Here is a 25,035-nt window from a genome sequence, read left to right as displayed (position 1 = left end):
AGAGTTAGGAGTTAAGAGTTAGGAGTTAGGAGTTAGGAGTTTTATCTCGTTCCGATGCTCTGCATGGGAATGCCCATCTATAGGCTCTGCCTATAGTCCAAGGAGGCGGAGCCTCGCCAAAGCCATTCCTTGGCAGAGCCAAGAAACGAGAAGTTGAAAGTTTTTGCTATAAATTCCATTGTTTCTTTTTTTGTTCAAAGCTTTCGACAGAAATTCCTAATGCTTTGTGGGGTTCTTGGGGATAAAGTGTTAAAGCATGACGGATAAAGTTTATTTCTAACTGAGCGATCGCTTGTTCTAAGTTCAAATTCATCTGATATTCTTGATTAAAAATGAGATGCTCTGAAAGAATGGTTCTTCCTCCAGAAAAAACTGCTGCTCTCTCTAAAGTATTTTGTAGTTCTCGCACGTTTCCGGGCCAACCGTAACCTCTCAGTTTTTCTAGGGCGGCTGAGGTGATTGCTAGATTTTTAATTCCATTTCTGAGAGCAATAGAACTTAAAAAATGTTGCGTAAGTTGTTCTAAATCTTCGGGGCGATCGCGCAAAGGTGGCAGTTCAATTCGTACTACATTGAAGCGATAATAAAGGTCTTCTCGAAACTGATTGAGGCGTACCAATTGTTCTAAATTCCGATTGGTGGCAGCTAAAATGCGGACATCTACAGTTTTGGTTTGGTTACTACCCAAGCGCTCGAAGGATTTATCTTGTAATACTCGCAACAATTTCCCTTGAATTATCTGGCTCAATTCTCCGACTTCATCGAGAAAAATTGTGCCGCCATTGGCTTGTTCAAAGCGACCAATTCGCAAGTGATTCGCTCCAGTGAAGGCTCCTTTTTCGTGACCGAATAATTCTGCTTCTAATAAATGTTCTGGGAGGGCTGCACAGTTAACTTTTACTAAAGGGCCGCGACTGCGAGGGCTAGCATTATGCAGTGTGGAAGCGACCAACTCTTTGCCAGTACCTGATTCGCCGACAATCAAAACTGTGGTGTTTCCTTGGGCAAGTCTACCAATGAGTTTAAAAACTTCTGCCATTTTAGGCGATCGCCCCAACAGTTCTTCTGGTTGTCCGAGATTTTGAATATTTGCTTCACCAATTTGCTCGGCGGCTGCTTGGGAATGAGCTAAAGCTTTTTGCGCCAAGTTGACTAAATCTTCTAAATCGAAGGGTTTAGTTAAATAATCATAAGCTCCCAACTGCATAGCTTCAATGGCTGTACGACTTGTTCCATAAGCTGTCATTACAATTACTGGCAGTTCAAATAACGTTTTGCTACCTAAAGTTTTCAGAACAGCATTACCCTGAGTTTTGGGCATTTTCAAATCTAGAAATACCAAGTCAGGACGAGATGTGGTATTTTGTTGAATTATCTTCAGTCCTTGCTCTCCGTCTCCCGCTTCTATTACGTCGTGGCCTTCATCTTTTAAAATCTGTGCCATCGCTTGACGCAAGGCTTTTTCATCATCAATAATCAAAATTTTAGCCATCGTTATGATTCTTCGGTAAGTAAACGCTAAAAACGGTGCAACCCGGTTGAGATTTAAAATCAATATGCCCTCCGTGTCGGGTGACAATCTCGTGGCTAATTGCTAAACCTAAACCTGTTCCTTGGGGTTTTGTAGAATAAAAAGGATCGAAAATGCGATCGCGTTCTTCTGGTGCTAAACCTGCACCAGTGTCTTTTACCCAAGTCACTAAGTAGTTTTGCTCTTGGCTGACACCAACCTCAACTTCGCTTGCTGGTGGACTTGCTTGGATGGCATTTAAGATTAAGTTAACCATCACCTGTCCTAACTCCCGGTGGCGTAGTGGTACTTGGGGCAAAGGTTCAGCAGCAGAGCGATAAAAAAGTGTTACTCCCTGTTCTTCGGCTTTGAGACGTAATAGAGAAACTGATTCAAAAGCGATCGCTTCTAGGGAAGTTGTTACCATTTCTTCTTGCTGATTTTGGTCAAAATACAATAGCCGTCGCACCAACATCTCTAAACGGTCTACTTGTTCTAGTAAACTAGCGATCGGTAAAGTCGTAATTCCTTGCTTTTTTAATTGCCGTTCTGTATATTGCAAATTGAGGCGCATACTAGCTAAGGGATTGCGGACTTCATGAGCTACCCCCGCTACCAGTTGTCCCAGAGAAGCCAAGCGCTCAACTCGGTGCAAGCGCTGCTCTAACTCTTGGCGATGGTATTGCATACTATTAATTGCAGTTCCCAACAGTCCCATTTCTGCGGGTAGCGGCGGAATTAGCGAAGCTTTATCCTCTTCCATTGCTTTAATACTTTGCTGGAGTCGCTGCACTCCCCACTGAAGTTGTAAGGCAATATAAAAAGTCCAAACTCCTACAACTAAAATTCCTAAAACTACGAAAACACTTAAAACTTTTTGATTGCTATCTTCTAGATGAGGCATACGTTTCATCGTCCACACTGCTCCCCACAGAGGTAGAGGGTCAGCACGCAGTACCAAGATATCCAGACCGGGGTGTAATACTAATTCCTGGGGTAAACCTTGGCTTGTGGCTCTCCGAGTCAATTGCAAAATTGTGTCTCGCTCAACAGGAGGAATATCTTTTTTGGGGACAGGACCCCCGTGGGTAGGATAGGCATAGCCTAAAAGCTGGTCTTGTTGCAGCAGATAAAATCCGCCTTCTACCCTTGGGAAAACAGTTAGGGCATCGTTTGAAAGTTCCGCCAACGGCTTACCTGGCTTTGGTGTTTGCCCAATATTTGATTCCCAAAACAGCTTAATTAGTCTGGTGTTGGCAAAAGCTAATTCTCTCTGATTTCTGGCAACAACAGCACCTTCCAGACTTTCAAATAGTTGTACCACTAACCATAAAGCAGCTCCACTTAAACCTAAAAAAAGGATGCTGAGGATTGTTAGCTGTCGCCGGAGTGTCCAACGTTGAGATAACACAATAGGTTGCATGGAATAAGGGTTAGAACTTCTAGAAGTGCAAAAACTATGCCAAATTCCAGTTGCTCATTTAAGAAGGGAATAGGGAATAGGGAACAGGCAATAGGCAATAGGGAACAGGGAATAGTTTTTCCTATTTTCTGTGCCTGGAGGGAGTAAGAGACCCCTACAACTATCAAGTAGCAAGTTATGTGTTGGTTTTAAATCACCATACATTACATTTTGTTCCCTGTTGCCCGTTCCCTGTTCCCTCTTTAATTTTCATCCTGCCTTACTAGCTAACGAGTGTCTTGTATCTATGGCACGAGTTTTGCACTCTTACAGTTCTAGTTAGGGATTAAATTGAATTAAAGTAGATGAATAACTCTAAAGTTCGCATTCCGAAAGAAATTGCTCCCGATGTTTTCGCTCTAGCGGCTCAGTTGTATGCCCAAGAAAATCAGGATTATTCTTTAGAAGAAATTATGCAGGCTGGAGCAGAAGTACAAATTCCTCCAGAGATGATTCAACAAGCAATACAGCAGATTCAAGCCAAGCAAATCCGAGAGCGCGATCGCCAACGCAAGTTAAAGTTAATTTTAACTAGTGGCGGCATCGGAGCCGCGATCGCACTTTTCGGTTTTTGGACATACAATACTTTTGCTAGTAATGCTACACCAAGCGGGCGATCGCTAGAAGCTAATTTCCCAAGTGCCAATTTAGCCAATCCTAATCCTCTAGATATTCCCCCAGCACCCCCGACACAATTACCCCCCACAGCCGGAACCACTTTCACTGGAGAGGTAAAACAGTATCTTCTCAACCCTGAAGGTAAGGTGGATGGGCTATTACTCAATAACGGGCTACAGGTGAAATTTCCTCCCCAGATGGCGGACAGTTTAGTGCGGATAATTACCCCAAACACGAAAGTGAGCATTTTTGGCGATCCTGGCTTTTCCACTCGCTTTGGACAGGAAGTGAGAGCCAAAAGCATCACCAATTCTCAAACTGGACAGACTTTAGTCGAACAACCTCCCACAACCGCCCCCCAACCACCCAGCTTGAGCAACTACAGTACCTTATCTGCACAGGGAACTCCTCAGAATTGGTTGGTGGGACATCGAGGAGAAATTAACGGCGTTATTATCTCTAATGGCACTATTGTCAAGTTCCCACCCCATGTAGGCGAACAGCTAACCAGTATGGCGAACATCAAAAACACAATTCAAGCCAAAGGATTCGGTACTCGCAATCGTTACGGCCAGATTTTAGAAGCTACAGCATTGTCAGTTAATGGGCAATCTGTATCTTTGCAACCAAAAACCATCATCGATCCGTAATCAGCTAAAAAACATCTAATTTGCATAAGGGTAAAGGATGTATTCAAAACCTTTCCCCTTTACCCTTTCCCCTTTAACCGAACCGTATTGGTAGTAGTTTTGCTTGTGGATATTCAGGTGGCTAGCAAAAAAATGAGGGTATTGCTAACTTGTTAAGTTGCCAATACCCTCACGTAGATAAACTAAGTTTTTGTAGTAGCCTATAAGTTTAAGTTACTGCCTGAGCAACTGCTGCCGAAAGTGACTCATTTGCTGCTTGCTTCAACAATTCGGCTTTATCGGTCTGTTCCCAAGGCAAGTCTAAATCAGCCCGCCCAAAATGACCGTAAGCCGCGACGTCCTGATAAAAACGTCCGCCTCGTTCACTTGGTAAGTTCCGTAAGTTGAAGGTATGAATAATCCCTGCTGGACGGAGTTCAAAGTGCTTGTTGATTAATTCCAGTAAGGTTTCTTCATCCACTTTGCCAGTGCCAAAGGTATCTACTAGGATACTTGTAGGCCGCGCTACACCTATGGCATAAGATAGCTGGATTTCAACTTTTTCTGCCAACCCAGCGGCGACAATATTTTTCGCTACATAGCGAGCCGCATAAGCAGCAGAACGGTCTACTTTCGTGGGGTCTTTGCCAGAAAATGCGCCGCCACCATGTCGTGAATAGCCACCGTAGGTATCAACGATTATTTTTCGTCCTGTAAGACCAGAGTCTCCTTGAGGACCACCAACGACAAATTTGCCAGTGGGGTTGACTAAAAAACGTGTTTCCTGATTGGGTTTAACGTCAATGTCGCCAAAAACAGGTTCAACCACTGCTGACCAGAGGTCTTGTTTAATTTTGGCTTGTACCGCCGCCTCATCCGTAATTTCCCCAATACTGGCTGTATGCTGAGTGGAAATTAGAATCGTATCAATACCTACTGGGCGTCCATCTTCGTAAACCACAGTTACTTGGGTTTTACCGTCAGGACGCAGGTATGACAGTTCACCTGTTTTACGGACTGCTGCCAATCGGCGAGCAATACGGTGGGCGAGACTGATGGGCAATGGTGTCAGTTCTGGTGTTTCATTGCTGGCAAAACCGAACATTATACCTTGATCGCCCGCACCAATTTTATCGAATTGTTCATCACTATCTTGTTCGCGGGTTTCTTGGGCGGTGTTAACGCCTTGGGCAATATCGGGTGATTGTTCGTCTAAAGCCAGCAGAACGCTGGTACTGTTAGCAGAAAAGCCATTGTCAGCATTGGTATAACCAATTTCAGCAATTTTTTTCCGGGCGAGATTGACGAAATTTACATTAGCTTTGGTGGTTATTTCACCAGTGATTAGCACCAAACCAGTATTAACTACGACTTCAGCCGCGACACGACTGCTCGGATCTTGTGTCAATAGGGCATCTAGAATAGTATCAGAAATCTGATCGCAGATTTTATCTGGATGACCTTCGGTGACTGACTCAGAGGTAAATAAATATCGACGAGACAAAAGAAATTCCTCCATCAAGAGTTTTTTCGTTGACTAAATGTGGGTATTTAGTTCAACTACTAATTTCTGAAATCATAACAATATTTATACTTCAGTCGTTAGTATCTTCTTGATATTGATAAAAACCACTAACTATAAGGTAAATATCCGTAAGTAAGATAAATGTATGCTAATTACTTTTTATTTTAAATGTATTTAATAACACAAAAAAAGGAGCACCCGGAAGCGCTCCCACAAGCTTTGACACAAACACTGCTGCTTTAAACCTGAATCGCTAACTTTGCTTCCGTAGCTGTCAACCGCTCATAAGCAGCACGCATTTTCAAACCTGTAAGCACTTGGAAGAAACCAGTACCATTATTGGAACCTGGATACTCGCGGTGCTGGAGTAACAAGTGAGTCAATTCACCCTGATATTTGGTGGATGTATTGCTGAGATGGGTTTCGATATAAATGACTTCTTCCAAGTTGTCAAATTGACCATCCACCTCTAGTACTGAGACATAGCGACCGTAGTAAACATCTGAACCGTAGTATAGTTGCATACCAGGATAAGAACAGGTCAGCTTGCGTCCACAGGGAGTCCAATTGATTGTTGACCCTTCATCAAATAAGTAAGTTGGATCGAAGCCTTCCTTACCTTCCCGCTGGAGCATACGTACCCGCAAGACTCTACGTTCTGTATCATTTTTGATCAAGTTTGTGGGCAATACCTGGAGAACCACATCAGCAAATTCTCTTTGTGGTTCGATAAATTTATCAAAGTCAGGTTTGCGGGAATTGATTTGTGCTAACACATCTTCGTAGCGATGACCGCGTTCAGCCATATCTCGCTGGATTTTCCAGGCAATTTTGACCTCATCGCTAATGTCAAAATAAACACTGAAGTCGATTAGCGATCGCACCCGCTCATCATATAAAGGATGCAGCCCTTCAACAACTATAATATGATTCGGCTCTATCCGCTCTGGCGGATCGATCAAGCCGGTTTCGTGGTTGTAAATCGGCTTATCAATCGCTTGACCACTTTTGAGCGCTTTAATTTGCTCATACATCAGGTCAAAATTGTTTGCTCTGGGGTCTAGTGCCGTTATCCCCGTTTCTTTGCGCTGTTTGCGGTCCAGCGAGTGATAGTCATCCAAGCAGATGACTGTCATTAACTCTTCACCAAACAAATCGCTCAAACGACGCAAAAACGTAGATTTACCGCAACCAGAGTCTCCGGCTACTCCAATCAGTACCACGCGTTCCGGCTTACTTGTCATAAATCTCCTCTAAAATACTAAAGTTGTGTCAATAATTTTTCACACAGCAGATTTTGAAGCCAGGAGTTTACCCCTTTGGTTTATCCTGCGTTCTTGCTACCTAGCACATCTATAAGACACCAAGCAAGTAGACAACAAAGTAATTAAGTTGCTACTCGTCGGACTAGCCTGAATGTTGGTGCCGGTAAGTATTTAATCCTAGTGATATATTTGATTTTAACAGAAGGGGGTATCCCATACAAGCTTGCTCTCAAGAAGAATTAACGTAGTTACTCAATCATTTTTTTGTTAATTTAGTTGTTAATTTAAAAATGGGGATCGTTACTACCCATCAGTGTTGCACCTTTATCAGTCTGCTACTTGTGACTCTATAGAATCAAGAGTATAAGGTATAATTTATTATTGCCGCAAATTTTCTAATGTTCCTAAATTGTAATTATTACTCGACAATACTTAATCTACTCAAAGCAAAAATCTATCCAACGAATGAGGAAATAACTTGCATTACCCAAATTATTGGCTGTAAATTTATGAATATGCTCATATAGAAGCGTTGACGTTATGGCAAAGTACTGATGCAAGGTTGACAGATTTTTCACATCAAGTGAAACTAATTACAGTTGCTGAAATTATGATTGTCTATCTCGTGATATTTGTGGCTGGAGTTGTCCTAGTTATGTAATTGTCCATAGATAGGTAATGAAGATAGCTAACAACATTCCAGAAGAGTAGTAGATTTGGAGAAGTAAAACCAATCGGAAGAAAACCTTCCTTTCTTGACATTCTCCGATTTCAACCCCTGGAGTAAGCAAGCACAAGGGAAGCTTGTGGAGGGTTACTTCAAGCGGTAGCTTCCGGCGATCGAAGTAACCCTCCGAGAATATATACTATTGTCAGATTGTGAGTCGATCGTAGGGTACTAAGGTAAAAAGCTATCTCCCTAATGGGGGTGGTAGTTAACGAAAAAAAGATTAAATTGATTCATTATTAACATTCTCCACAAGACTTATCCTTTACCTTAGAAGGTGAACAGGTGTGTTTTTTGCTATGCCTGCATGTCTTTGGTGAGTGTACTTAGCAAGGCATTAATTTAATGATGCCGTTTTTCCTTCTTTCTCCAGTTTTGTGAAACGAAAATCCGGTAAACTAAAGCTGGCAAGGTAGGGGAATAGTTTTTTTTGAAAAACGGTTAAGTAAATTATCGGAGTGGTAGAACGAATGTACAATCAAGGTGCTGTTGAGGGTGCTGCCAACACAGAATTAGGTAGCCGCATCTTCCTTTATGAAGTAGTGGGTTTGCGTCAGAGTGAAGAAACCGACCAAACTAACTACCCAATTCGGAAAAGTGGCAGTGTGTTCATCAGAGTGCCTTACAACCGCATGAATCAAGAAATGCGACGTATCACTCGTCTAGGCGGCACAATTGTTAGCATCCAACCCGTAACTGCTCTAGAGCCAGTTAATGGTAAAGCCTCACTTGGGAATGCTACAAGCGTTGTCAGCGAGTTAGCAACATCTGGGGAAACTGCTGACAGTGAAGGGAATGGTAAAGCCACACCTGTAAATGCTGGTAGTGAAGCCAAAGGCCTCGCTAAATCATCAGCTGAAGAACAGCTCAAGAACAAGGACAAGAAAGGCAACACCATGACTCAAGCGAAAGCCAAAAAAGACCACGGTGACGTTCCTGTTAACACTTACCGTCCCAATGCTCCGTTTATTGGCAAAGTAATATCTAATGAACCCCTAGTCAAAGAAGGTGGTATTGGTATTGTTCAACACCTCAAATTTGACATTTCCGCCGGGGATTTGAAGTATATAGAAGGTCAAAGTATTGGGATTATTCCACCAGGATTAGACAAGAACGGCAAGCCAGAAAAACTTAGACTCTATTCCATCGCCTCAACTCGTCATGGCGATGATGTGGATGATAAGACAGTATCACTGTGCGTCCGCCAATTAGAATATAAGCACCCAGAAACTGGCGAAACAGTTTACGGTGTTTGTTCTACACACCTGTGTTTCCTAGAACCAGGAGCAGATGTAAAAATTACCGGGCCCGTGGGTAAGGAAATGTTGTTACCCGATGACCCTGATGCTAATGTCATCATGATGGCAACCGGAACAGGTATTGCCCCCATGCGAGCTTATCTGTGGCGTCAGTTTAAAGATGCGGAAAGAGCAGCTAACCCAGAATACCAATTTAAAGGATTCTCTTGGCTAATATTTGGTGTGCCGACAACTCCAAACCTTTTATATAAGGAAGAACTGGAAGAAATCGAACAAAAATATCCTGATAACTTCCGCCTGACTCCTGCCATTAGCCGCGAACAAAAAAATCCTCAAGGCGGTAGAATGTACATCCAAGACCGCGTAGCAGAACATGCTGATGAATTGTGGCAGTTGATTAAAAACGAAAAAACCCACACCTACATCTGCGGTTTGCGAGGTATGGAAGAAGGTATTGATGCAGCCTTAACTACTGCTGCTGCCAAAGAAGGCGTAACCTGGAGTGATTACCAGAAGCAACTTAAGAAAGCTCATCGCTGGCACGTAGAAACATACTAAATTAGTCATTAGTCATTTGTCATTAGCAAAGGACAAAGGACAAATGACAAAGGAAGCAGGATAATCAGTAGGTAGGGCAAACGCTCTACCTACAATTGTTATTGGTGAAATCGGGTGCAAAAATTGTGGGTGTGAAACTAGGAATACTGGGATTAGGCACTGTGGGAACGGGAACAGTGCAGTTGTTGCAAGATAGTGCTGGGCGTCACCCATTGTTGCAAGAGATAGAAATTTATCGGGTGGGAGTTCGATCGCTAGAGAAACCCCGTACAGTAGAATTGTCTACAGAAGTTTTAACTACAGATTTAGAATCAATTGTCAACGATCCGGCGGTAGATATAGTTGTCGAGGTGATGGGTGGGCTGGAGCCGGCGCGATCGCTCATTCTCAAAGCTTTAAGTAATGGTAAGCATGTAGTAACAGCCAATAAAGCAGCGATCGCCCGCTTCGGAGCAGAAATTTTCACAACTGCCAATCAAGCTGGCGTATACGTCATGCTAGAAGCTGCTGTGGGTGGTGGTATTCCAGTGATTCAACCTCTAAAGCAATCTTTAAGTGTTAACCGAATTCATACTGTAACGGGTATCGTTAACGGTACAACAAACTACATCCTGACGCGGATGCAAACAGAAGGCAGTAACTTTAATGATGTTTTAGCTGATGCCCAACGTTTGGGTTATGCTGAGGCTGACCCCACAGCCGATGTAGATGGCTTAGACGCAGCTGATAAAATTGCCATCCTGGCATCATTAGGTTTCGGAGGACGCATCAACCTCCAAGATGTTTATACTGAGGGGATTCGGCAAGTGAGCAAAACAGATATTGCCTACGCCGAAAAATTGGGATTTGTGATTAAATTGTTAGCGATCGCTAAACGTGATACTCACTCGTCCTCCCTCTCTGTCAGAGTTCATCCTACTTTAGTACCGCAAGCCCATCCTTTGGCTAGCATCAACGGCGTTTATAATGCGATTCTTGTCGAAGGAGAACCTATTGGGCAAGTAATGTTTTTTGGTCCCGGCGCTGGTGCTGGTGCAACCGCCAGTGCTGTCACGTCGGATATTTTGAATTTAGTTGCTGTCCTCAAAACTAATACAGCAGTTACAAATCCATTATTAACTTGTGGGCATCAGGAATACTGCCAAATTGCACCGATGGCAGAGTTGATAACTCGATTTTACGCCCGTTTCCTCACCAATGACCAACCCGGAGTTATCGGTAAATTGGGTACTTGCTTTGGCAACTATGGCGTTAGCTTAGAGTCAGTTGTCCAAACTGGCTTTCAAGGGGAACTAGCAGAGATTGTGGTTGTCACCCATGATGTGCCAGAAGGCAATTTTAGGCAAGCTTTGGCAGAAATTCAGAATTTATCAGCGATTGAAAGCATTCCTAGCTTACTGCGTGTACTTTGAGATTATTTGGGAGTGAAGCTAGTCAACTTGCTTTGCTCCAATTTTTAATTACCTTAAATGTCTCATTATGAATGGGATATTGGTGGTTGCTGTACTCCCATATTGCAATCAAGCGAGAAGCGCAATATTAAATTCGGGCAATTGTTTATTGAATTCGGGCGCCCTTGCAATTGATTGCCTGCTATCCAAGCTACATTTGTAGCCCCAAAATACTTATATTAATTTTCACATAAGAAAGCTTAAAGAACCGGAGCCTAGCTTTACAGAAATATTGTGATGTCTCAAGACAAGCTGCTTTGCGTCTACACTTGCTAAACTAATTTTAAATCTTGAATAAAAGTAGAGAAAAAACAACCATAGAATTATGGCTCAAATCTTAGTTGAAAATTTAGATCCTATTATTCTAGAAAAGCTAGAAACTCTTGCCAAACAACACGGTAGGTCTTTGCAAGAAGAACTAAAGCAGATCCTACAACAAGCGACTGAAAAAGCGACACACTACCACACTGGCGGCGACATGGAAAGAACCAGAGAAGCTGTAGCACGCGCTCAAGTTAGATATACAGGAAAAATTTTTAGTGATAGTACTGAACTTATCCGCGAGGATAGAGAACGGTGAGTCAGTATGTTTTAGATGCTAGCATTGCTATCAAGTGGTTCATTCCTGAAGTCTACTCTGATGCAGCTAGGCGTTTAGTAGGAAGTAATCATACTTTCTTAGTTCCAGATTTTTTCTTCCCAGAAGTAGGAAACGTCTTGTGGAAACGAGTCCGTCGTGGTGAAGACACGGCTGAAAATGCAAGACAAATATTAGCAGATTTAAATGCAGTTCCTGTAGAGGTGTACATATCTCAACCTTTAATGCCACTTGCTTTAGATATTGCCCTTCAGACAGATCGTGCAGTGTATGACAGTTTATACTTAGCCCTTGCTATTACTCAACAATGCCAGATGGTAACAGCAGACGAAAAATTTTATAACGCACTGAAAACTAGTAGCTACGCAAGTAATCTTTTATGGGTGGAGAATATTTAAAAAGCTTTAATGTAGACTACCGCAGGCATCTCCCCTTCCACTGCTAAACTCAAAAACAACCCTTACTCCTGCAAAGGTAGCCTTAATTCATTTAGGCAAGGGGTTTTTCCTGAAAGGCTGGAAGTAGTGGGTGACGAGGGATTTGAACCCGCAACCAATAGATTAAGAGTCTACTGCTCTACCGTTGAGCTAGTCACCCGCACGAAAAACCATGATAGCAAACTTCTAACAGATTTGCCAGTGCCGCACCCAAAAAACGAATTAAAGGGGAAATTTGACGGTGAAGGTGGTTTGACCTGCTGCACTCTCTACATAAATTGAACCGCCTAAATGTCTGACCATTTTCTGCACTAATGCCAACTCCAGCCCCGTACCGCTATGTTTCCAAGGATCGTGTTTGGAAAGGTGATAGAAAGGTTCAAAAATCCGTGAGAGTTCATTGCTGGTAAGCTCTATTCCGGAATTGGTAATCTTAAGCTCGACTGCATCCCCTCTTAAGTGAGCAGACACTGCGATCGCTTCCCCGGCTGGGGTGTATTTGCAGGCATGGTTGAGCAGTTCGGTGACAATCCGCTCCAAATCAGTGATATCTGTCTCCAAAAGCGGCAGCGCCCGATCTACAGTCAGGTTTAACTGCTGTCGCTGACAGTTGGTGAGGTCTCGAAAAGACTCGATAATGGGGTGAAGCCAACTTTGAAAGTCAATGGCAATCAAGGTTGGCGGATCGGGTTCGGCTTCGAGATATGTGAGTGTGAGTAAGTCGTTAATTAACTTGCTTTCTCGCCCACATTCGTTATGCAGAATTTGCAAGAGTTGCGGCACTATTTCTATTTCTGATATTTCTGCTGGTGTGAGGACACTTTCGAGAGTTTGGACTGCAAGGCTAATGCTGGTTATTGGTGTCCGCAGTTCTTGGGATAAAGTTCTGAGAAATTGGTTTTTGAGCCGATCGCTTTTTTCTAGTTCTTTTACCTGTGCCTGGTTTTGTTTGTAAAGCTGGGCTTGACGAATAGCGATCGCACATTCATTTGCTACCTGCTGCACTAGCTCAATTTCAAATTCGTCAAAAGCCTCTTGTGATGGTCTTGTCAACCAAATATTTCCTAAAATTCCTTGAGGATCGAAAATTGGACAAGCCATCTGGGACATTACTAGCAACTTGGGTTCCCATCCTGGTAGAATTTCCAAAAATTGCAATGGTTGTTTTTGCAACAGCGGCTGATAAACTTCCAGATAATCTGCAATCTGTTTAGTTAAACCTTGACATTGAGGCAAATTAATACTGTATTCGTAAGCAATAGTAACTAGAGTTTGACAAGTACTGTAGAGTTCAATTTGGCAACGCTCAAGGTTTAGTAATTTTGCTAATTCCTGGGTAAGTGTCTGCAATACTTGAGTTTGATCGAGACTGTCGCGGATTTGTTCTGTCATCCGTCGCACCAAGGCTTCAAAGTTTCGCACCTGCTGCAACTGATTGATGTGTTTCTGCTTCTGTAACTCCATCTTGGCTTTGAGATCCTGGAGTTGCTGATGCAGTTCTGCCTGTTGGACTGCAATGCCGATTTGAGTTGCCAACTGCTTGAGTAAATCAGTTTCTGTTTGCTGCCATTGACGCGATTGGTGGCAATGCTGGGCAATCAATAGCCCCCACATATCTTGCTCTTGGAAAATCGGCACGACGAGATTAGCTCCGATCTGCAAAGATGTCAGGAAATCTATATGGCAAGGATGCAAGTCGGCTGCATAAATATCTTCGATAACTTGAATGCAACCTTGTCCGTAGTGTTCTGGATGTTTGCCACTCAAGCAGGGATCGGTGATGTTTTTGCCTAATAGGGGATCGCTGGTAGCTACAGTTGATTCGGCAATGATTACTCCACTGCCATCAGCCTCGAAACGATAAATCAACACGCGATCGCAATTCAAAAATTGCCGCAGTTCAATTGCTGTTTGATGCAGAATTGTCTCTAATTCTACTGATTGATGAATCCGTCCAGCGATCGCTTCTAGCAGTTGCTCTCGTTCAACCTGGAGTCCAATTGCTTGTTCTGCTTGCTTGGCAGGGGTAATATTGCTACTAGTACCAATCAATCGATAAACCTTGGAGTTAGCATCCTTTAGTGGCGTGAGAGTCGTACTCCACCAAGTGGGAACTCCCTGGAATTGCAAACATTGTTCGTAAGAAATAGTTGTGCCGAATCGCACGCAGTCCGCATAATGTTGACGCACCTTTGCAGCATCAATAGCAGAGAGAATATCCTCTGGTTTTTTGCCGCGAACATCGTCTGAGCGAATCCCTATCCACCGCTCATGAGTGGGATTAAGAGCCACATATCGAAAATCTCCATCCTCCAAAACATCAACTACAAATATTGATGCCTGTACAGAATCGTACATGCTTAGTAGAAACTGCTCGCTACTACTTTTTTCATCTACTTCTGTGCCAAAAAGAATTTGAGGTGGTGATAATTTTGTCAACTCCATAGTTGATTCCACTGGATTTAGATTCATGCGAGAGTCCCACTCTAGTATTACTGACTCTTCTAGGCGCTCTCTTGTCGTTAAGCTTGTAGTAGATGCACTGTAGCGCCTATAGCAAAGTATTGTCAGCTGTTGCTCATCGAAATTTTGATCTTTCTCTACTTCTTGTCAGAAATCTAGGAAAGCTAATAGGAGTCAGCTTAACAAAATCCTGCTTTCTGAAGGTGAAAATACATTTGCAAGTGAGGGCAAACTTATTGTAATTTATTATTAACAGTTTTTTAAGATTCTCGCATATATCTAAGTGTAAACCTAAATATATATCAATTAAGTTTATAATTCTTAATAAAAATGCGATTAATCGCGTCCGTGGCAACTTACAATCGCAATTTGTGAGCATTGATTCCTGTGAGGATACCAACCAGCAGCCAAGTGATGCCTAAGCCGATGACTTCGCCTAAAAATAACTGGCTTAAGTAGCGCCAGATTATCCCGACAGCAGAACCCACGGGGACAGCAACCGCCCAACTTGCCGCAGAGACGAATATCCATCGCCAAGCTACAGGCTGGGGAATTGCTAACGATTGTGCCAATCCAATCCCCAAGCCGCCAAGGGCACCATAAACCGCCCCTGACAAAATTCTCAAAGGAAGAATTTGAGTGCTAGGTACAATCCAACCCACCGCACCAATACCGATCGCAGTAATAATACTCCAACCCAAAAGACTTGACAAAATCCACCTGATACAAAATATAGGTTGTTTGAGAAGACAGCCTTGAGGAAGTGCGATCGCAAATCCGCCGATCGCAGCCTCTACCACTCCAACATCTGGCTTTTCGCCGACTTCAATTAAGAGTAAACTCAATAAAAATCCGCCAAAAGTAGCTAAAGTCCACAGCAATGTAAAGCCAAATCTAGTATTATTAGGCGCGAATGGCATCAAAGTTGCTTTGTTTGTAATAGTCTGACAGTTTTTGCATTAAACATCTCAAAAAAACCTTTGCGTCGCTGTTGGGGTGATTCCGGTACGATGTAACCCCACAGACTCTCCCAGTAGAAAAAGGAGATACCATCAAAATTGCGATCGCGTACTACCTGAACCTGTTCTCTAACTTGTGCCATTTTCACCGGATTACCTACCGTTCCTGTTGATATCCCAATACCTACAGGAATTAGACTTTGAGCCAATTTGATCGATGGAAGTTCTAGTTGAGCGATAAAAGACTTTTTGTCATTTCGATACACCTGCAAAATTAACTCATTAACTAAACCTTTTTTTACCCAATTTTCCCAATCTTGCAAATAGTATTTATAAGCAAAAGCTTGATAGTTAGGAGACAGAGATATTTTGAGTTTGGGCTTAACTGCCTTCACAGCTTGATAGATTTCTGCCATGAAATCAGTAATTTTATCTGCCCGCCACCGCATCCATTCTGGGTTAAAAGGGTCATTAGGGGGACTTTTGCCTTGATGTTCTTGCTGGTAGAGTTCAATAGTGAAGTGATCGTAACCGAACTGTACAGGCATCCCAAAATGATCGTCAAGTTGAATACCATCCACATCATAATCCCTGACTACTTCTAAAATTAACCCTTGGATAAACTCTTGTACTTGTGGATGTAAGGGATTCAGCCAAGCTTGTTTAGTGATTAAAAGATTGTCGATTTCTTCTGGTGGAACATCTTGAATAGAGTTTATACCTTCTTGTCCAATTGTCAACCAGTCAGGATAACGCCTTGCTAATTGTGAATAATGCGGCGTCATGAATCCGTATTCAAACCAAGGAATGACTCTCAAATCTTTATTTTTGGCAAGTGTGATTATTTTTGCTAAAACATCCTGTCCACCGTGCATGAAGTTAAGCAAAGGTTGAGTTTCTGAACCTGTAGTTATTTTGGCTACAGCACTTTTATAAAAAGTATGTCCTCGGTTCCAAACTACAGGATAAATCGTATTAAAGTTGAGAGTCGATAATTGATTTATAGCACGGTTAATACCCCAAGGGACAAATAGTACACCACTAGCAACATTAGTCAGCCAAACGCCGCGAATTTCTGTAGTTAAAGGACTGTTTTTTTGGGAATAAACTGGCAGTGAAGAGGGTAAAAAAACTGTTAAAGTGACTACTAATCCCAAACACAGCAAGTAAGCAACACAACGGCGAGCAACCCGATTCATTTGTAAGCGTGACCTAGTGCGATCGGAATATATATAACTACAAAATAAAGTTGTAATCCTCCGGATGATGTAAAGAAATGATGATTCAGAACTCAGAATTCAGAAGTCAGGAGTCAGGATAGTTGAAATAATACGGAGCCAGTTTTAGTTATGAATATACTTGACGATACCAAAACCTAATAAATTCTGACTCCCAACTTTTAACTCAATACGGTTCAAACCGCTACTTGTACAAAATCGTAGGTTTTTGAGACGCGATAAATCGCCGTCTCTACAAGTGTTTTGGTTTTATCTGAACTGTATTGACTCCTGACTCCTGTTAGCGGATAGCTAAGGTTTAGCCCATTCTGACTCCTTAATTCTTTCTTATTAAAATCTTTCCACACCTTCAAATTGTTTTAGTGTCGATGTATTTGCTGCTTCCCCACAAGTTCGTGGTGTGGGGAATATCTTTTCAGGATTTGCTAACCCTTTAGGATTAAAAACTTGCCGTACCCATTGCATGGTTTCTAAATCAACTTGGCTAAACATCTGTGGCATATAGCACCTTTTCTCTGCGCCGATGCCATGTTCGCCAGAAATACTACCACCAACTTGGACGCAAAGTTTGAGAATTTTTCCACCCATTTCTTCTACTTGTTCCAATGCACCAGACACAGAATTATCATAAAGAATTAGCGGATGAAGATTGCCATCGCCAGCATGAAATACATTAGCAACAGGATAACCGTATTGTTCACTTAATGTCTTAATTTCGTGCAGAACATAAGGCAACTGAGTTCGAGGAATAACACCATCTTGAACATAATAATCTGGGCTTAAATGTCCAGCCGCAGCAAAAGCAGCTTTGCGTCCTTTCCATAATTTCAACCGAGTTTCTGGGTCAGTAGCAGAAGTGACATTCCGCGCCCCATTCTTTTGACAAATTTCGGTAACTCGCTGTTTATTCCCTGCAACTTCAACTTCTAAACCGTCAATTTCTATTAGCAAAATAGCTGTAGCATCGCGGGGATAACAATTAGTTGCGACAACATCTTCAACTGCATTGATGCTGAAGTTATCCATCATTTCCATACCACCAGGAATAATGCCGGCGCTGATGATGTCAGAAACAGTTGCCCCGGCAGCTTCAATACTAGTAAAATCTGCCAACAGCACACAAATTGATTCTGCACTTTTGAGAATTCGCAAAGTAATTTCTGTGGCAATTCCTAAAGTACCTTCAGAACCAACAAAAATACCTGTTAAATCATAACCAGGCATTTCAGGAATTTGCCCGCCTAAATCGATAATTTCCCCCTCTGGCGTGACAATTTTTAATCCTAAAACGTGGTTAGTAGTAACACCGTATTTGAGACAATGTACGCCACCAGAATTTTCGGCAATATTGCCCCCAATAGAGCAAATAATTTGACTGGAAGGGTCAGGAGCATAGTAAAATCCAGCACCACTAACAGCTTGTGTTACCCAACTATTAATCACCCCAGGTTGTACAACAGTCCGTTGATTTTCTAAATCAATGCTGAGGATTTGCCGCATTAAAGAAGTGACAATTAAAACAGAATCTTCTAATGGTAAAGCACCGCCAGATAGACCAGTGCCAGAGCCGCGTGCTATGAAGGGGATAGAGTATTGATTGCATATCTTCACAATTTGGGCAATTTGTTCTGTAGTTCTGGGTAAAACCACCACAGCCGGACGTTGGCGATAACCAGTTAAACCATCGCATTCATAGGTAATGAGTTCTTCGCGGCGTTGCACCACACCATTTTTGCCAAGGACAGCCTCGAATGCTTTGAGAATAGGTTTCCAGTTGCGTTGTTTTTTATCTTGGGTAAGCATAGTTTTTTCAAATTCAAGGTAGATGTTCCAGGCTGGTTAGTATAGCTGTAATTACTATTGTTGCAAGAATAGCAGTCAAATGTGAGTAAAAGCGATCGCATAATTTAAGTACGGAAGGCGCGATGTCTTCTAAGGAGTACGTTGAATGATGGTAGAATTCAGATATTCTGTTAATTGTGGGGCTAGATTAACATAGAGTCAGACATTTAACAGGAGAGTGTGAAATGACTTACCAAGTTTTAGATTCCACCTCAAAATTAATTGCAAAGCTGCAAACCCTAGCACCAGAACAGCAGCAAGAGGTGCTAGATTTTGTCGAATTTCTCGCACAAAAATATGCTCAACCCCAACAAACAGACCAAAAGCGGGTACTAGGTTTAAACCAAGGTAAGATTTGGATAAGTGATGATTTTAATGAACCTTTACCTGATAAATTTTGGTTAGGTGAAAGTGAGGGATGAGACTATTATTAGACGCTCACGTAATTATTTGGTCAGCAGGAAACCCAGACAAACTATCGCAGAGAGTTAGAAATTTATTAATTTATACTAACAATTCTTGGGTAGTTAGTATGGCTAGTGTTTGGGAATTACAAATAAAATCTCAGCTTGGTAAGCTAAATTTAAGCTCGTCGCTTCCGAATTTCATCGAAACTCAACAGCGAGTGAATAATCTACAAATATTACCTATTGAATTGACTCATATCTATGCTTTAGAAGCTTTGCCAAGTAATCACCGCGATCCTTTCGACCGAATTTTAATCGCTCAGGCAATAGTTGAAAAGATGCCTTTGTTAAGTATAGATGCTGTCCTTGATATATACCCAGTTCAAAGGATATGGGAGTAAAAACACAGATTCGATAGGCTGAGATTGCGATTGCACTCATCTTCAGTAATAATTTCAATAGATGAATGAATAAAAAAATTCTCACTAACTTGCGCGAATTATAAACTCATTTATCCGATGCCAAACCTTCTCTAATAAATTAGGATCGTCTGCATCAAACCATTCAATTTTTGGATATGCTCGAAACCAAGTACGTTGTCGCTTGGCAAATTGTCGCGTATGCAAAATTGTTAATTCTTTCGCTTCATCTAAGGAAATATCCCTAGCCAAATATTGTTTAATTTCTTGATAGCCCAAAGTATTCAACAAAGACAAATCAGCGCCATATTTTTGACAAAGATTCTCCACCTCAGCGACCAAACCATTTGCTATCATTTGCTCAGTACGCTGTTGAATACGAGCAAGCAACTTTTCAACATCGCAATCTAAACCAATTTGCAAAATCGGATAATTGGGCGGATTCTCCCCTTGCTGTTCTGAAATCGGATATCCAGTAACATAATATACTTCTAATGCTCTTAAAGTTCGTACTGAATCATTGCCATGAATTTTTTGTGCTGCAACTGGATCGACTTGTTGTAAAATTGCGTGGAGTTGTGGTTGTCCGAGAGACTCAAGCTGCGATCGCAATTCCATCTGTGGTGCAACTCTCGGAATTTTCATTCCTTGGACAATCGAACGTATATATAAACCAGTGCCACCAACTAGAAACAGTGGTGTAACACCAACAGAAGCAATTAAAGCTTGTGCTTGCTGCTGATAGTCTGATACTGTCATCATATCTGCTGGATTGCAGATATCTATTAAATAGTGCGGCACCAATTTTTGTTCAGCTACAGTCGGTTTAGCTGTCCCAATATCAAACTCACGGTAAACTTGACGAGAATCAGCACTCAGAATTACACAACCCAAACGCATCGCCAAAGCCAAAGCTAAACCCGATTTACCCGTTGCCGTCGCTCCACAAATCACAATTAATTTAGTCATTTGTCATTTGTCATTTGTCATTTGTTATGGGGCATTAGGCATTGGGTATGGGGAAAGGGAAAGGGGTAAGGGGAAAAGGGGAAAGATTAAATTTATTCCTTTTCCCTTTAACCTTTAACCTTTTCCCCAGCCCCCCTGCCTCCCCTGCTCCCCCGGTTACTGAGCGCAGTCGTTGGCGTAGCCTCTCGTAGAGAAGTATGCCCCCCTGCCTCCCTTGGCTTTTTCCACGGTACTACAACCCCAGTATAAACTTCTCTTGAAAATGCCCTACAGACGCCAGCAAGGCTTTTGTGTTACAATTTTGGAGTGTTTTTCCTTTTATTTGCCTTTCGGCGATTTTAAACCCACACATCAGGAGAGTTTACATGACGAGCAGTTACAGTGCCGATCAGATTCAAGTTCTGGAAGGTCTGGAAGCCGTCCGCAAAAGACCAGGAATGTACATCGGTACCACTGGGCCGCGAGGACTCCACCATTTAGTTTACGAGGTGGTGGACAATTCAATCGATGAGGCTTTGGCGGGTCATTGCACTCATATAGAAGTGGATATCAACGCTGATGGTTCGGTGACTGTAACAGATGATGGTCGCGGTATTCCCGTAGATACTCACTCGCGTACTGGGAAATCGGCATTGGAAACCGTAATGACGGTACTGCACGCCGGTGGTAAGTTTGGCGGTGGTGGTTACAAAGTTTCTGGAGGATTGCACGGGGTTGGTATTTCTGTTGTTAATGCCCTATCTGAAGTTGTAGAAGTTACGGTTTGGCGAGATAAAAAGGTTCATCTTCAGCGCTATGAACGTGGTGTCCCAGTTAGCGAACTGCAAGTCAAGCCTTACAAAGAAGCTAGAACTGGAACTTCTGTTACTTTTAAGCCAGATATCCAAATATTCACTACGAGCATTGAGTTTGATTACATCACTTTATCAGCTCGCCTACGAGAATTGGCGTATCTGAATGCAGGTGTCAAAATTACTTTTACTGACCACCGTTTAGAACTACTAAAAAGCGATACAGCCAAGGTAGAAACCTACGAGTACAAGGGTGGCATTAAAGAGTACATTGCGTACATGAACCGCGAAAAGCAACCGCTGCATGAAGAAATTATCTATGTGCAGGGAGAACGCAACAACGTACAAGTAGAAGTTTCATTGCAATGGTGTACTGATGCTTACACGGATAATGTACTAGGTTTTGCTAACAATATTCGCACGGTAGATGGTGGTACGCACTTAGAAGGGTTAAAAGCAGTTCTGACTCGGACATTAAATGCGATCGCCCGCAAACGAAATAAAATTAAAGAAAATGAACCCAACCTCAGTGGCGAACACGTCCGCGAAGGTTTGACTGCGGTAATTTCGGTTAAAGTCCCCGATCCCGAATTTGAAGGACAAACTAAGACTAAACTCGGTAACACCGAAGTCCGGGGAATTGTCGATTCTTTGGTAGGAGAAGTCCTTACCGAGTATCTAGAATTTCATCCCAGCGTTGCTGATGCGATTTTAGATAAAGCTATCCAAGCTTTTAAAGCCGCAGAAGCCGCACGTCATGCACGGGAATTAGTCAGACGCAAATCTGTACTGGAATCTTCGCCATTACCCGGTAAATTGGCAGATTGTAGTTCTCGTGACCCTGGCGAATCTGAGATATTCATCGTAGAAGGGGACTCAGCCGGCGGGAGTGCAAAACAAGGACGCGATCGCCGTACTCAAGCTATCTTGCCTCTACGTGGTAAAATTCTCAACATTGAAAAAACCGACGACGCTAAAATTTATAAAAATAACGAAGTTCAAGCGTTAATTACAGCCCTCGGTTTAGGTGTCAAAGGTGATGAATTCGATTCCACCCAACTGCGCTATCACCGGATAGTCATCATGACTGATGCTGACGTAGATGGAGCGCACATTCGGACTTTGTTGTTAACATTCTTCTATCGATATCAACGATCGCTCATCGAACAAGGCTTTATTTATATTGCTTGTCCCCCACTGTATAAAGTAGAACGGGGACGTAATCATGAGTACTGCTATAGCGATCGCGAAAAAAATCAAGCGATCGCCAAATTTCCGGCTAACGCCAACTACACCATCCAACGCTTCAAAGGTTTGGGTGAAATGATGCCACAACAACTCTGGGACACCACCATGAACCCAGAAACTCGTAAAATGAAGCAAGTCGAAATTGAGGATGCCGCCGAAGCCGATCGCATCTTCACAATTTTAATGGGCGATCGGGTCGCACCCAGACGAGAATTTATCGAAACCTATGGCTCTAAACTCAACTTCACCGATCTAGATATCTAAGTACCAACAGTCCTAAATCATTCGTAAAAAACAAGATCCCCGATTTATTCGAGAAATCGGGGATCTTTAACTTTGAAATATTACTTGATATTCCTGCAACAGATTTTGCTAAAGACTTTATAGCCAAAATTATATAAAAACTACATCTTTTGGAGGATGACAAATTATGTAATTTATAAACTTGTTGTATTAATATTTTTACTACAAATTATGTCGTTAGATGAGTGACTATATCCACAAATTCATTAACTATTGTTAATAATTCCTTATTTAACTGGATTCTACACAAAGCTATGAGAGTGAGCAAAGGCATAGTAGGAACATTGTTCAATTTTATTGGCATCGGTAGCTTAGTTGCTCTGTCTGCCTGCGCTCAACCTGTTGTAGAAACTCCTACAGCAACTGTCCCTTCAACAACTGTCTTGCCCGTCACGCCAACTCCTACTCCCACTATTGCCACCCAAAATTTAGCAGAATTAGCAAAGTCAGCAGCTAATCAAGGACAGTTTAAAACTCTCATTCAAGCAGTGCAAGCTGCCGGATTAACTGAACAATTGGCTACACCAGGCCCTTATACAGTATTTGCACCTACTGACGCTGCTTTCTCTGCTTTACCAAAAGCTACTCTAGACCAACTCTTACAACCAGCAAACAAACAACAATTAGTCAAGCTTCTGTCCTACCACGTCATACCTGGAGGAATTACCTCGCAGCAATTGACATCTGGAGAAGTTAAAACAGTTGAGGGTAGTCCGGTTAAAATCGCAGTCGATCGCGCCAGCAACTCAATCACAGTCAACAACGCTAAAGTGACTCAGCCAGACATCCCAGCTAGTAACGGCATTGTTCATGTAGTTGACCAGGTACTTGTGCCACCTAATTTTCCTGCAAGTCTAAACACCACCCCAACACCACGCTAGTTTTGCAAAGTTCATAGTCTCCAGTTTTCAACTTTGAAAGCCACTCTGATTTTGAATTAATCTCTAATAATCAATTAAAAAAATTAATTTGACTTGTCATACAAGTGATAAGTTTACACTACAAAAATTACAAATACTTCAATTTTTCTGCTTGTAGAGCCATATAATTTACCAATTGTCAATATTGTCGAAACAATCAATGCTCAAATGTTAGCAAAACTACCAACTCTATTGGAAAGCTAGTCCAGATAATACTTTTTGCTCTGACTCGCTGATTAATTTGAACCACTAGCTAGAAACACATTTGTTATGCTTTAAGGAAATAACTAAATATCATCTATCCAACAGCAATTAATAAGTATTTTGAGGATTTCTCATCATTAGATGACAGTAAATTACCGAAGCTAAAGTATTTAAATTTACATTTAATTTACGTAAAAAAATTTTGTAACTAAATCATCAGGTAATCTGCTGGATTTTCTGTGTTCGAGATAATAGCTGTTGGAAGTACACACCAGAAGGCTGAAAACTTGTTAATATCTTCATGTAGTGCTGTGGCGATCGCGATCTTCTTGTATGTATCTAATGTACTTTTGCCTAAAAGTAAGATGAGATTGGCAAGTTCGCAGGACAAATTGTTTTTGAATTGATTAAAATATCCTTGTATACAATAAAAAAAGTTTGTCAAGTTTCATAGGGCTGAAATCACCACAGTGCGCTAACGTGTGAATAAGACCGAATTAGTAAACCTAAATCGATCTTCGATCGGGTCGATTTTGCCACCGCCTCAACTCCTCAGTTAAGGTAGGTAGTACGTAAAAGGTTAACTGCTTTCAGGCAAGCACCACCACGGTTGTTGTATTTACCCAAGGACAATACCCGTTTTAGTCTAAGGGATGCTTAATTTATGAAGGAAATGTAAAAATGGGTAGTTAAGACGAATAGTCTGAGTTAACGTATATTGCACTCTTTCTCAGTAATTAATGTTGTGTAAAATACATGAAATTCGGCATAAGCAAGCGTACTTACTTCGTAATGTAATAAGAGCGTCACTGCAATTCCGAAAAGTGGAGAAAAAATTCCAGGGTATAAATCCCGTTTTCAATGTCTTTTTGGTAAAAGTAGCTAAAAGTTGCTTAATGAATTCATGATTAATACACAAAAAGAGTGCAAATTCTGTGAAACAGGCTACAATCGGAAGAGTCTTTATACAAAAATCTGCCAACAGTATGAACTCATTTGTATAGAGTGGTAAATTTTTTGATAAAGGCGAGTCTTTCTTTTGACCAGTTAGTTGAAAGCAATATGTGATAGCAACACATATAACATTTACTAAAGTGAGCAAGTCACCTTTAGTAGTTGCTTAAACTAAAGTAAAAACCCTCCTACCGGAGGTCTAAAACCTCTGAAAATATCTCTGGCAAATCTGCCAAAAAGTTTATTTTCGGTTGGCAATTGGCTCGTTTAAAAGAGCAG

General features: G+C 41.9%; 19 protein-coding genes and 1 tRNA gene. 9 read left to right on the top strand and 11 right to left on the bottom strand.

Features of this window, described 5'->3' with window-relative positions; genetic code table 11:
• Positions 1 to 166: 166 nt before the first annotated feature.
• Together ACR5KR_RS22525 and ACR5KR_RS22520 are read right to left on the bottom strand one after the other, a co-directional pair.
• Positions 167 to 1,492 (bottom strand): sigma-54-dependent transcriptional regulator, encoded by a 1,326-nt coding sequence (locus ACR5KR_RS22525; RefSeq protein WP_448268086.1) that lies wholly within the window; start codon positions 1,490 to 1,492, stop codon positions 167 to 169.
• Positions 1,485 to 2,933: a sensor histidine kinase gene (locus tag ACR5KR_RS22520; protein ID WP_448268085.1), complete on the bottom strand. Its 1,449-nt coding sequence runs from the start codon at positions 2,931 to 2,933 to the stop codon at positions 1,485 to 1,487. The genes ACR5KR_RS22525 and ACR5KR_RS22520 overlap by 8 nt, the downstream gene beginning before the upstream one ends.
• A 344-nt stretch (positions 2,934 to 3,277) precedes the next feature.
• Between ACR5KR_RS22520 and ACR5KR_RS22515 the strand changes: the two genes are divergently transcribed.
• Positions 3,278 to 4,240, top strand: coding sequence for a hypothetical protein (locus ACR5KR_RS22515; protein WP_445630410.1), 963 nt, complete (start codon positions 3,278 to 3,280; stop codon positions 4,238 to 4,240).
• Between the two features lie 208 nt (positions 4,241 to 4,448).
• Here the strand turns inward: ACR5KR_RS22515 and metK are convergent, their stop codons facing one another.
• Both metK and ACR5KR_RS22505 read right to left on the bottom strand, forming a co-directional pair.
• The gene (gene metK, locus ACR5KR_RS22510; RefSeq protein WP_322688170.1) at positions 4,449 to 5,723 is read right to left on the bottom strand and encodes a methionine adenosyltransferase; all 1,275 of its coding nucleotides are present in this window, start codon (positions 5,721 to 5,723) and stop codon (positions 4,449 to 4,451) included.
• A 260-nt stretch (positions 5,724 to 5,983) separates the two neighbouring features.
• Positions 5,984 to 6,988 (bottom strand): phosphoribulokinase, encoded by a 1,005-nt coding sequence (locus tag ACR5KR_RS22505; RefSeq protein WP_445630411.1) that lies wholly within the window; start codon positions 6,986 to 6,988, stop codon positions 5,984 to 5,986.
• Between the two features lie 1,218 nt (positions 6,989 to 8,206).
• Between ACR5KR_RS22505 and petH the strand changes: the two genes are divergently transcribed.
• From petH to ACR5KR_RS22485, 4 genes are all read left to right on the top strand, one after another.
• A complete protein-coding gene (gene petH, locus ACR5KR_RS22500) occupies positions 8,207 to 9,553 on the top strand; it encodes a ferredoxin--NADP reductase (RefSeq protein WP_445632047.1) in 1,347 nt (448 codons plus the stop codon).
• Positions 9,554 to 9,678: 125 nt separating this feature from the next.
• The gene (locus ACR5KR_RS22495; RefSeq protein WP_448268084.1) at positions 9,679 to 10,965 is read left to right on the top strand and encodes a homoserine dehydrogenase; all 1,287 of its coding nucleotides are present in this window, start codon (positions 9,679 to 9,681) and stop codon (positions 10,963 to 10,965) included.
• Between the two features lie 364 nt (positions 10,966 to 11,329).
• Complete coding sequence (locus ACR5KR_RS22490; protein WP_445630413.1) at positions 11,330 to 11,584, top strand: FitA-like ribbon-helix-helix domain-containing protein; 255 nt, start codon at positions 11,330 to 11,332, stop codon at positions 11,582 to 11,584.
• Positions 11,581 to 12,000: a type II toxin-antitoxin system VapC family toxin gene (locus ACR5KR_RS22485; RefSeq protein WP_448268083.1), complete on the top strand. Its 420-nt coding sequence runs from the start codon at positions 11,581 to 11,583 to the stop codon at positions 11,998 to 12,000. Before ACR5KR_RS22490 ends, ACR5KR_RS22485 begins: the two co-directional genes overlap by 4 nt.
• Positions 12,001 to 12,127: 127 nt before the next feature.
• Here the strand turns inward: ACR5KR_RS22485 and ACR5KR_RS22480 are convergent.
• The 5 genes from ACR5KR_RS22480 to glcD form a co-directional block, all read right to left on the bottom strand.
• Positions 12,128 to 12,199, bottom strand: a tRNA-Lys gene (locus tag ACR5KR_RS22480).
• A gap of 62 nt (positions 12,200 to 12,261) precedes the next feature.
• Positions 12,262 to 14,511, bottom strand: a complete 2,250-nt coding sequence (locus ACR5KR_RS22475; protein ID WP_448268082.1) for a GAF domain-containing protein — start codon at positions 14,509 to 14,511, stop codon at positions 12,262 to 12,264.
• Between the two features lie 347 nt (positions 14,512 to 14,858).
• Entirely contained in the window at positions 14,859 to 15,422 is a 564-nt protein-coding gene (locus tag ACR5KR_RS22470; protein WP_445630432.1) for a hypothetical protein, read from the bottom strand.
• Positions 15,422 to 16,660 carry a glycoside hydrolase family 10 protein gene (locus ACR5KR_RS22465; RefSeq protein WP_448268081.1) on the bottom strand — a complete coding sequence of 413 codons (1,239 nt, stop codon included), beginning with the start codon at positions 16,658 to 16,660 and terminating at the stop codon, positions 15,422 to 15,424. The genes ACR5KR_RS22470 and ACR5KR_RS22465 overlap by 1 nt, the downstream gene beginning before the upstream one ends.
• 369 nt (positions 16,661 to 17,029) lie before the next feature.
• The gene (gene glcD / locus ACR5KR_RS22460; protein WP_445630434.1) at positions 17,030 to 18,502 is read right to left on the bottom strand and encodes a glycolate oxidase subunit GlcD; all 1,473 of its coding nucleotides are present in this window, start codon (positions 18,500 to 18,502) and stop codon (positions 17,030 to 17,032) included.
• 224 nt (positions 18,503 to 18,726) lie between these two features.
• On the opposite strand from glcD, the gene vapB reads away from it, so the two are divergent.
• Together vapB and ACR5KR_RS22450 are read left to right on the top strand one after the other, a co-directional pair.
• Positions 18,727 to 18,963, top strand: a complete 237-nt coding sequence (gene vapB / locus ACR5KR_RS22455; RefSeq protein WP_448268080.1) for a type II toxin-antitoxin system VapB family antitoxin — start codon at positions 18,727 to 18,729, stop codon at positions 18,961 to 18,963.
• Positions 18,960 to 19,349, top strand: coding sequence for a type II toxin-antitoxin system VapC family toxin (locus ACR5KR_RS22450; protein WP_448268079.1), 390 nt, complete (start codon positions 18,960 to 18,962; stop codon positions 19,347 to 19,349). The genes vapB and ACR5KR_RS22450 overlap by 4 nt, the downstream gene beginning before the upstream one ends.
• Before the next feature lie 84 nt (positions 19,350 to 19,433).
• Here ACR5KR_RS22450 and miaA read toward each other — a convergent pair whose 3' ends face one another.
• Positions 19,434 to 20,336, bottom strand: a complete 903-nt coding sequence (gene miaA / locus ACR5KR_RS22445; protein ID WP_448268078.1) for a tRNA (adenosine(37)-N6)-dimethylallyltransferase MiaA — start codon at positions 20,334 to 20,336, stop codon at positions 19,434 to 19,436.
• Positions 20,337 to 20,701: 365 nt separating this feature from the next.
• Here miaA and gyrB point away from each other — a divergent pair, with 365 nt between their 5' ends.
• Together gyrB and ACR5KR_RS22435 are read left to right on the top strand one after the other, a co-directional pair.
• Complete coding sequence (gene gyrB, locus ACR5KR_RS22440) at positions 20,702 to 22,639, top strand: DNA topoisomerase (ATP-hydrolyzing) subunit B (RefSeq protein ID WP_445630438.1); 1,938 nt, start codon at positions 20,702 to 20,704, stop codon at positions 22,637 to 22,639.
• Between the two features lie 293 nt (positions 22,640 to 22,932).
• Positions 22,933 to 23,559 carry a fasciclin domain-containing protein gene (locus tag ACR5KR_RS22435; RefSeq protein WP_445630439.1) on the top strand — a complete coding sequence of 209 codons (627 nt, stop codon included), beginning with the start codon at positions 22,933 to 22,935 and terminating at the stop codon, positions 23,557 to 23,559.
• A gap of 451 nt (positions 23,560 to 24,010) precedes the next feature.
• On the opposite strand, the gene ACR5KR_RS22430 is transcribed toward ACR5KR_RS22435, so the two are convergent.
• Positions 24,011 to 24,193: a hypothetical protein gene (locus tag ACR5KR_RS22430; protein WP_445630440.1), complete on the bottom strand. Its 183-nt coding sequence runs from the start codon at positions 24,191 to 24,193 to the stop codon at positions 24,011 to 24,013.
• Between the last annotated feature and the right edge of the window lie 842 nt (positions 24,194 to 25,035).

The organism is Nostoc sp. DSM 114159 (assembly GCF_053470285.1).
Note: the sequence above shows the minus strand (reverse complement) of the source record. Positions and strands in the feature narration are given on the sequence as shown.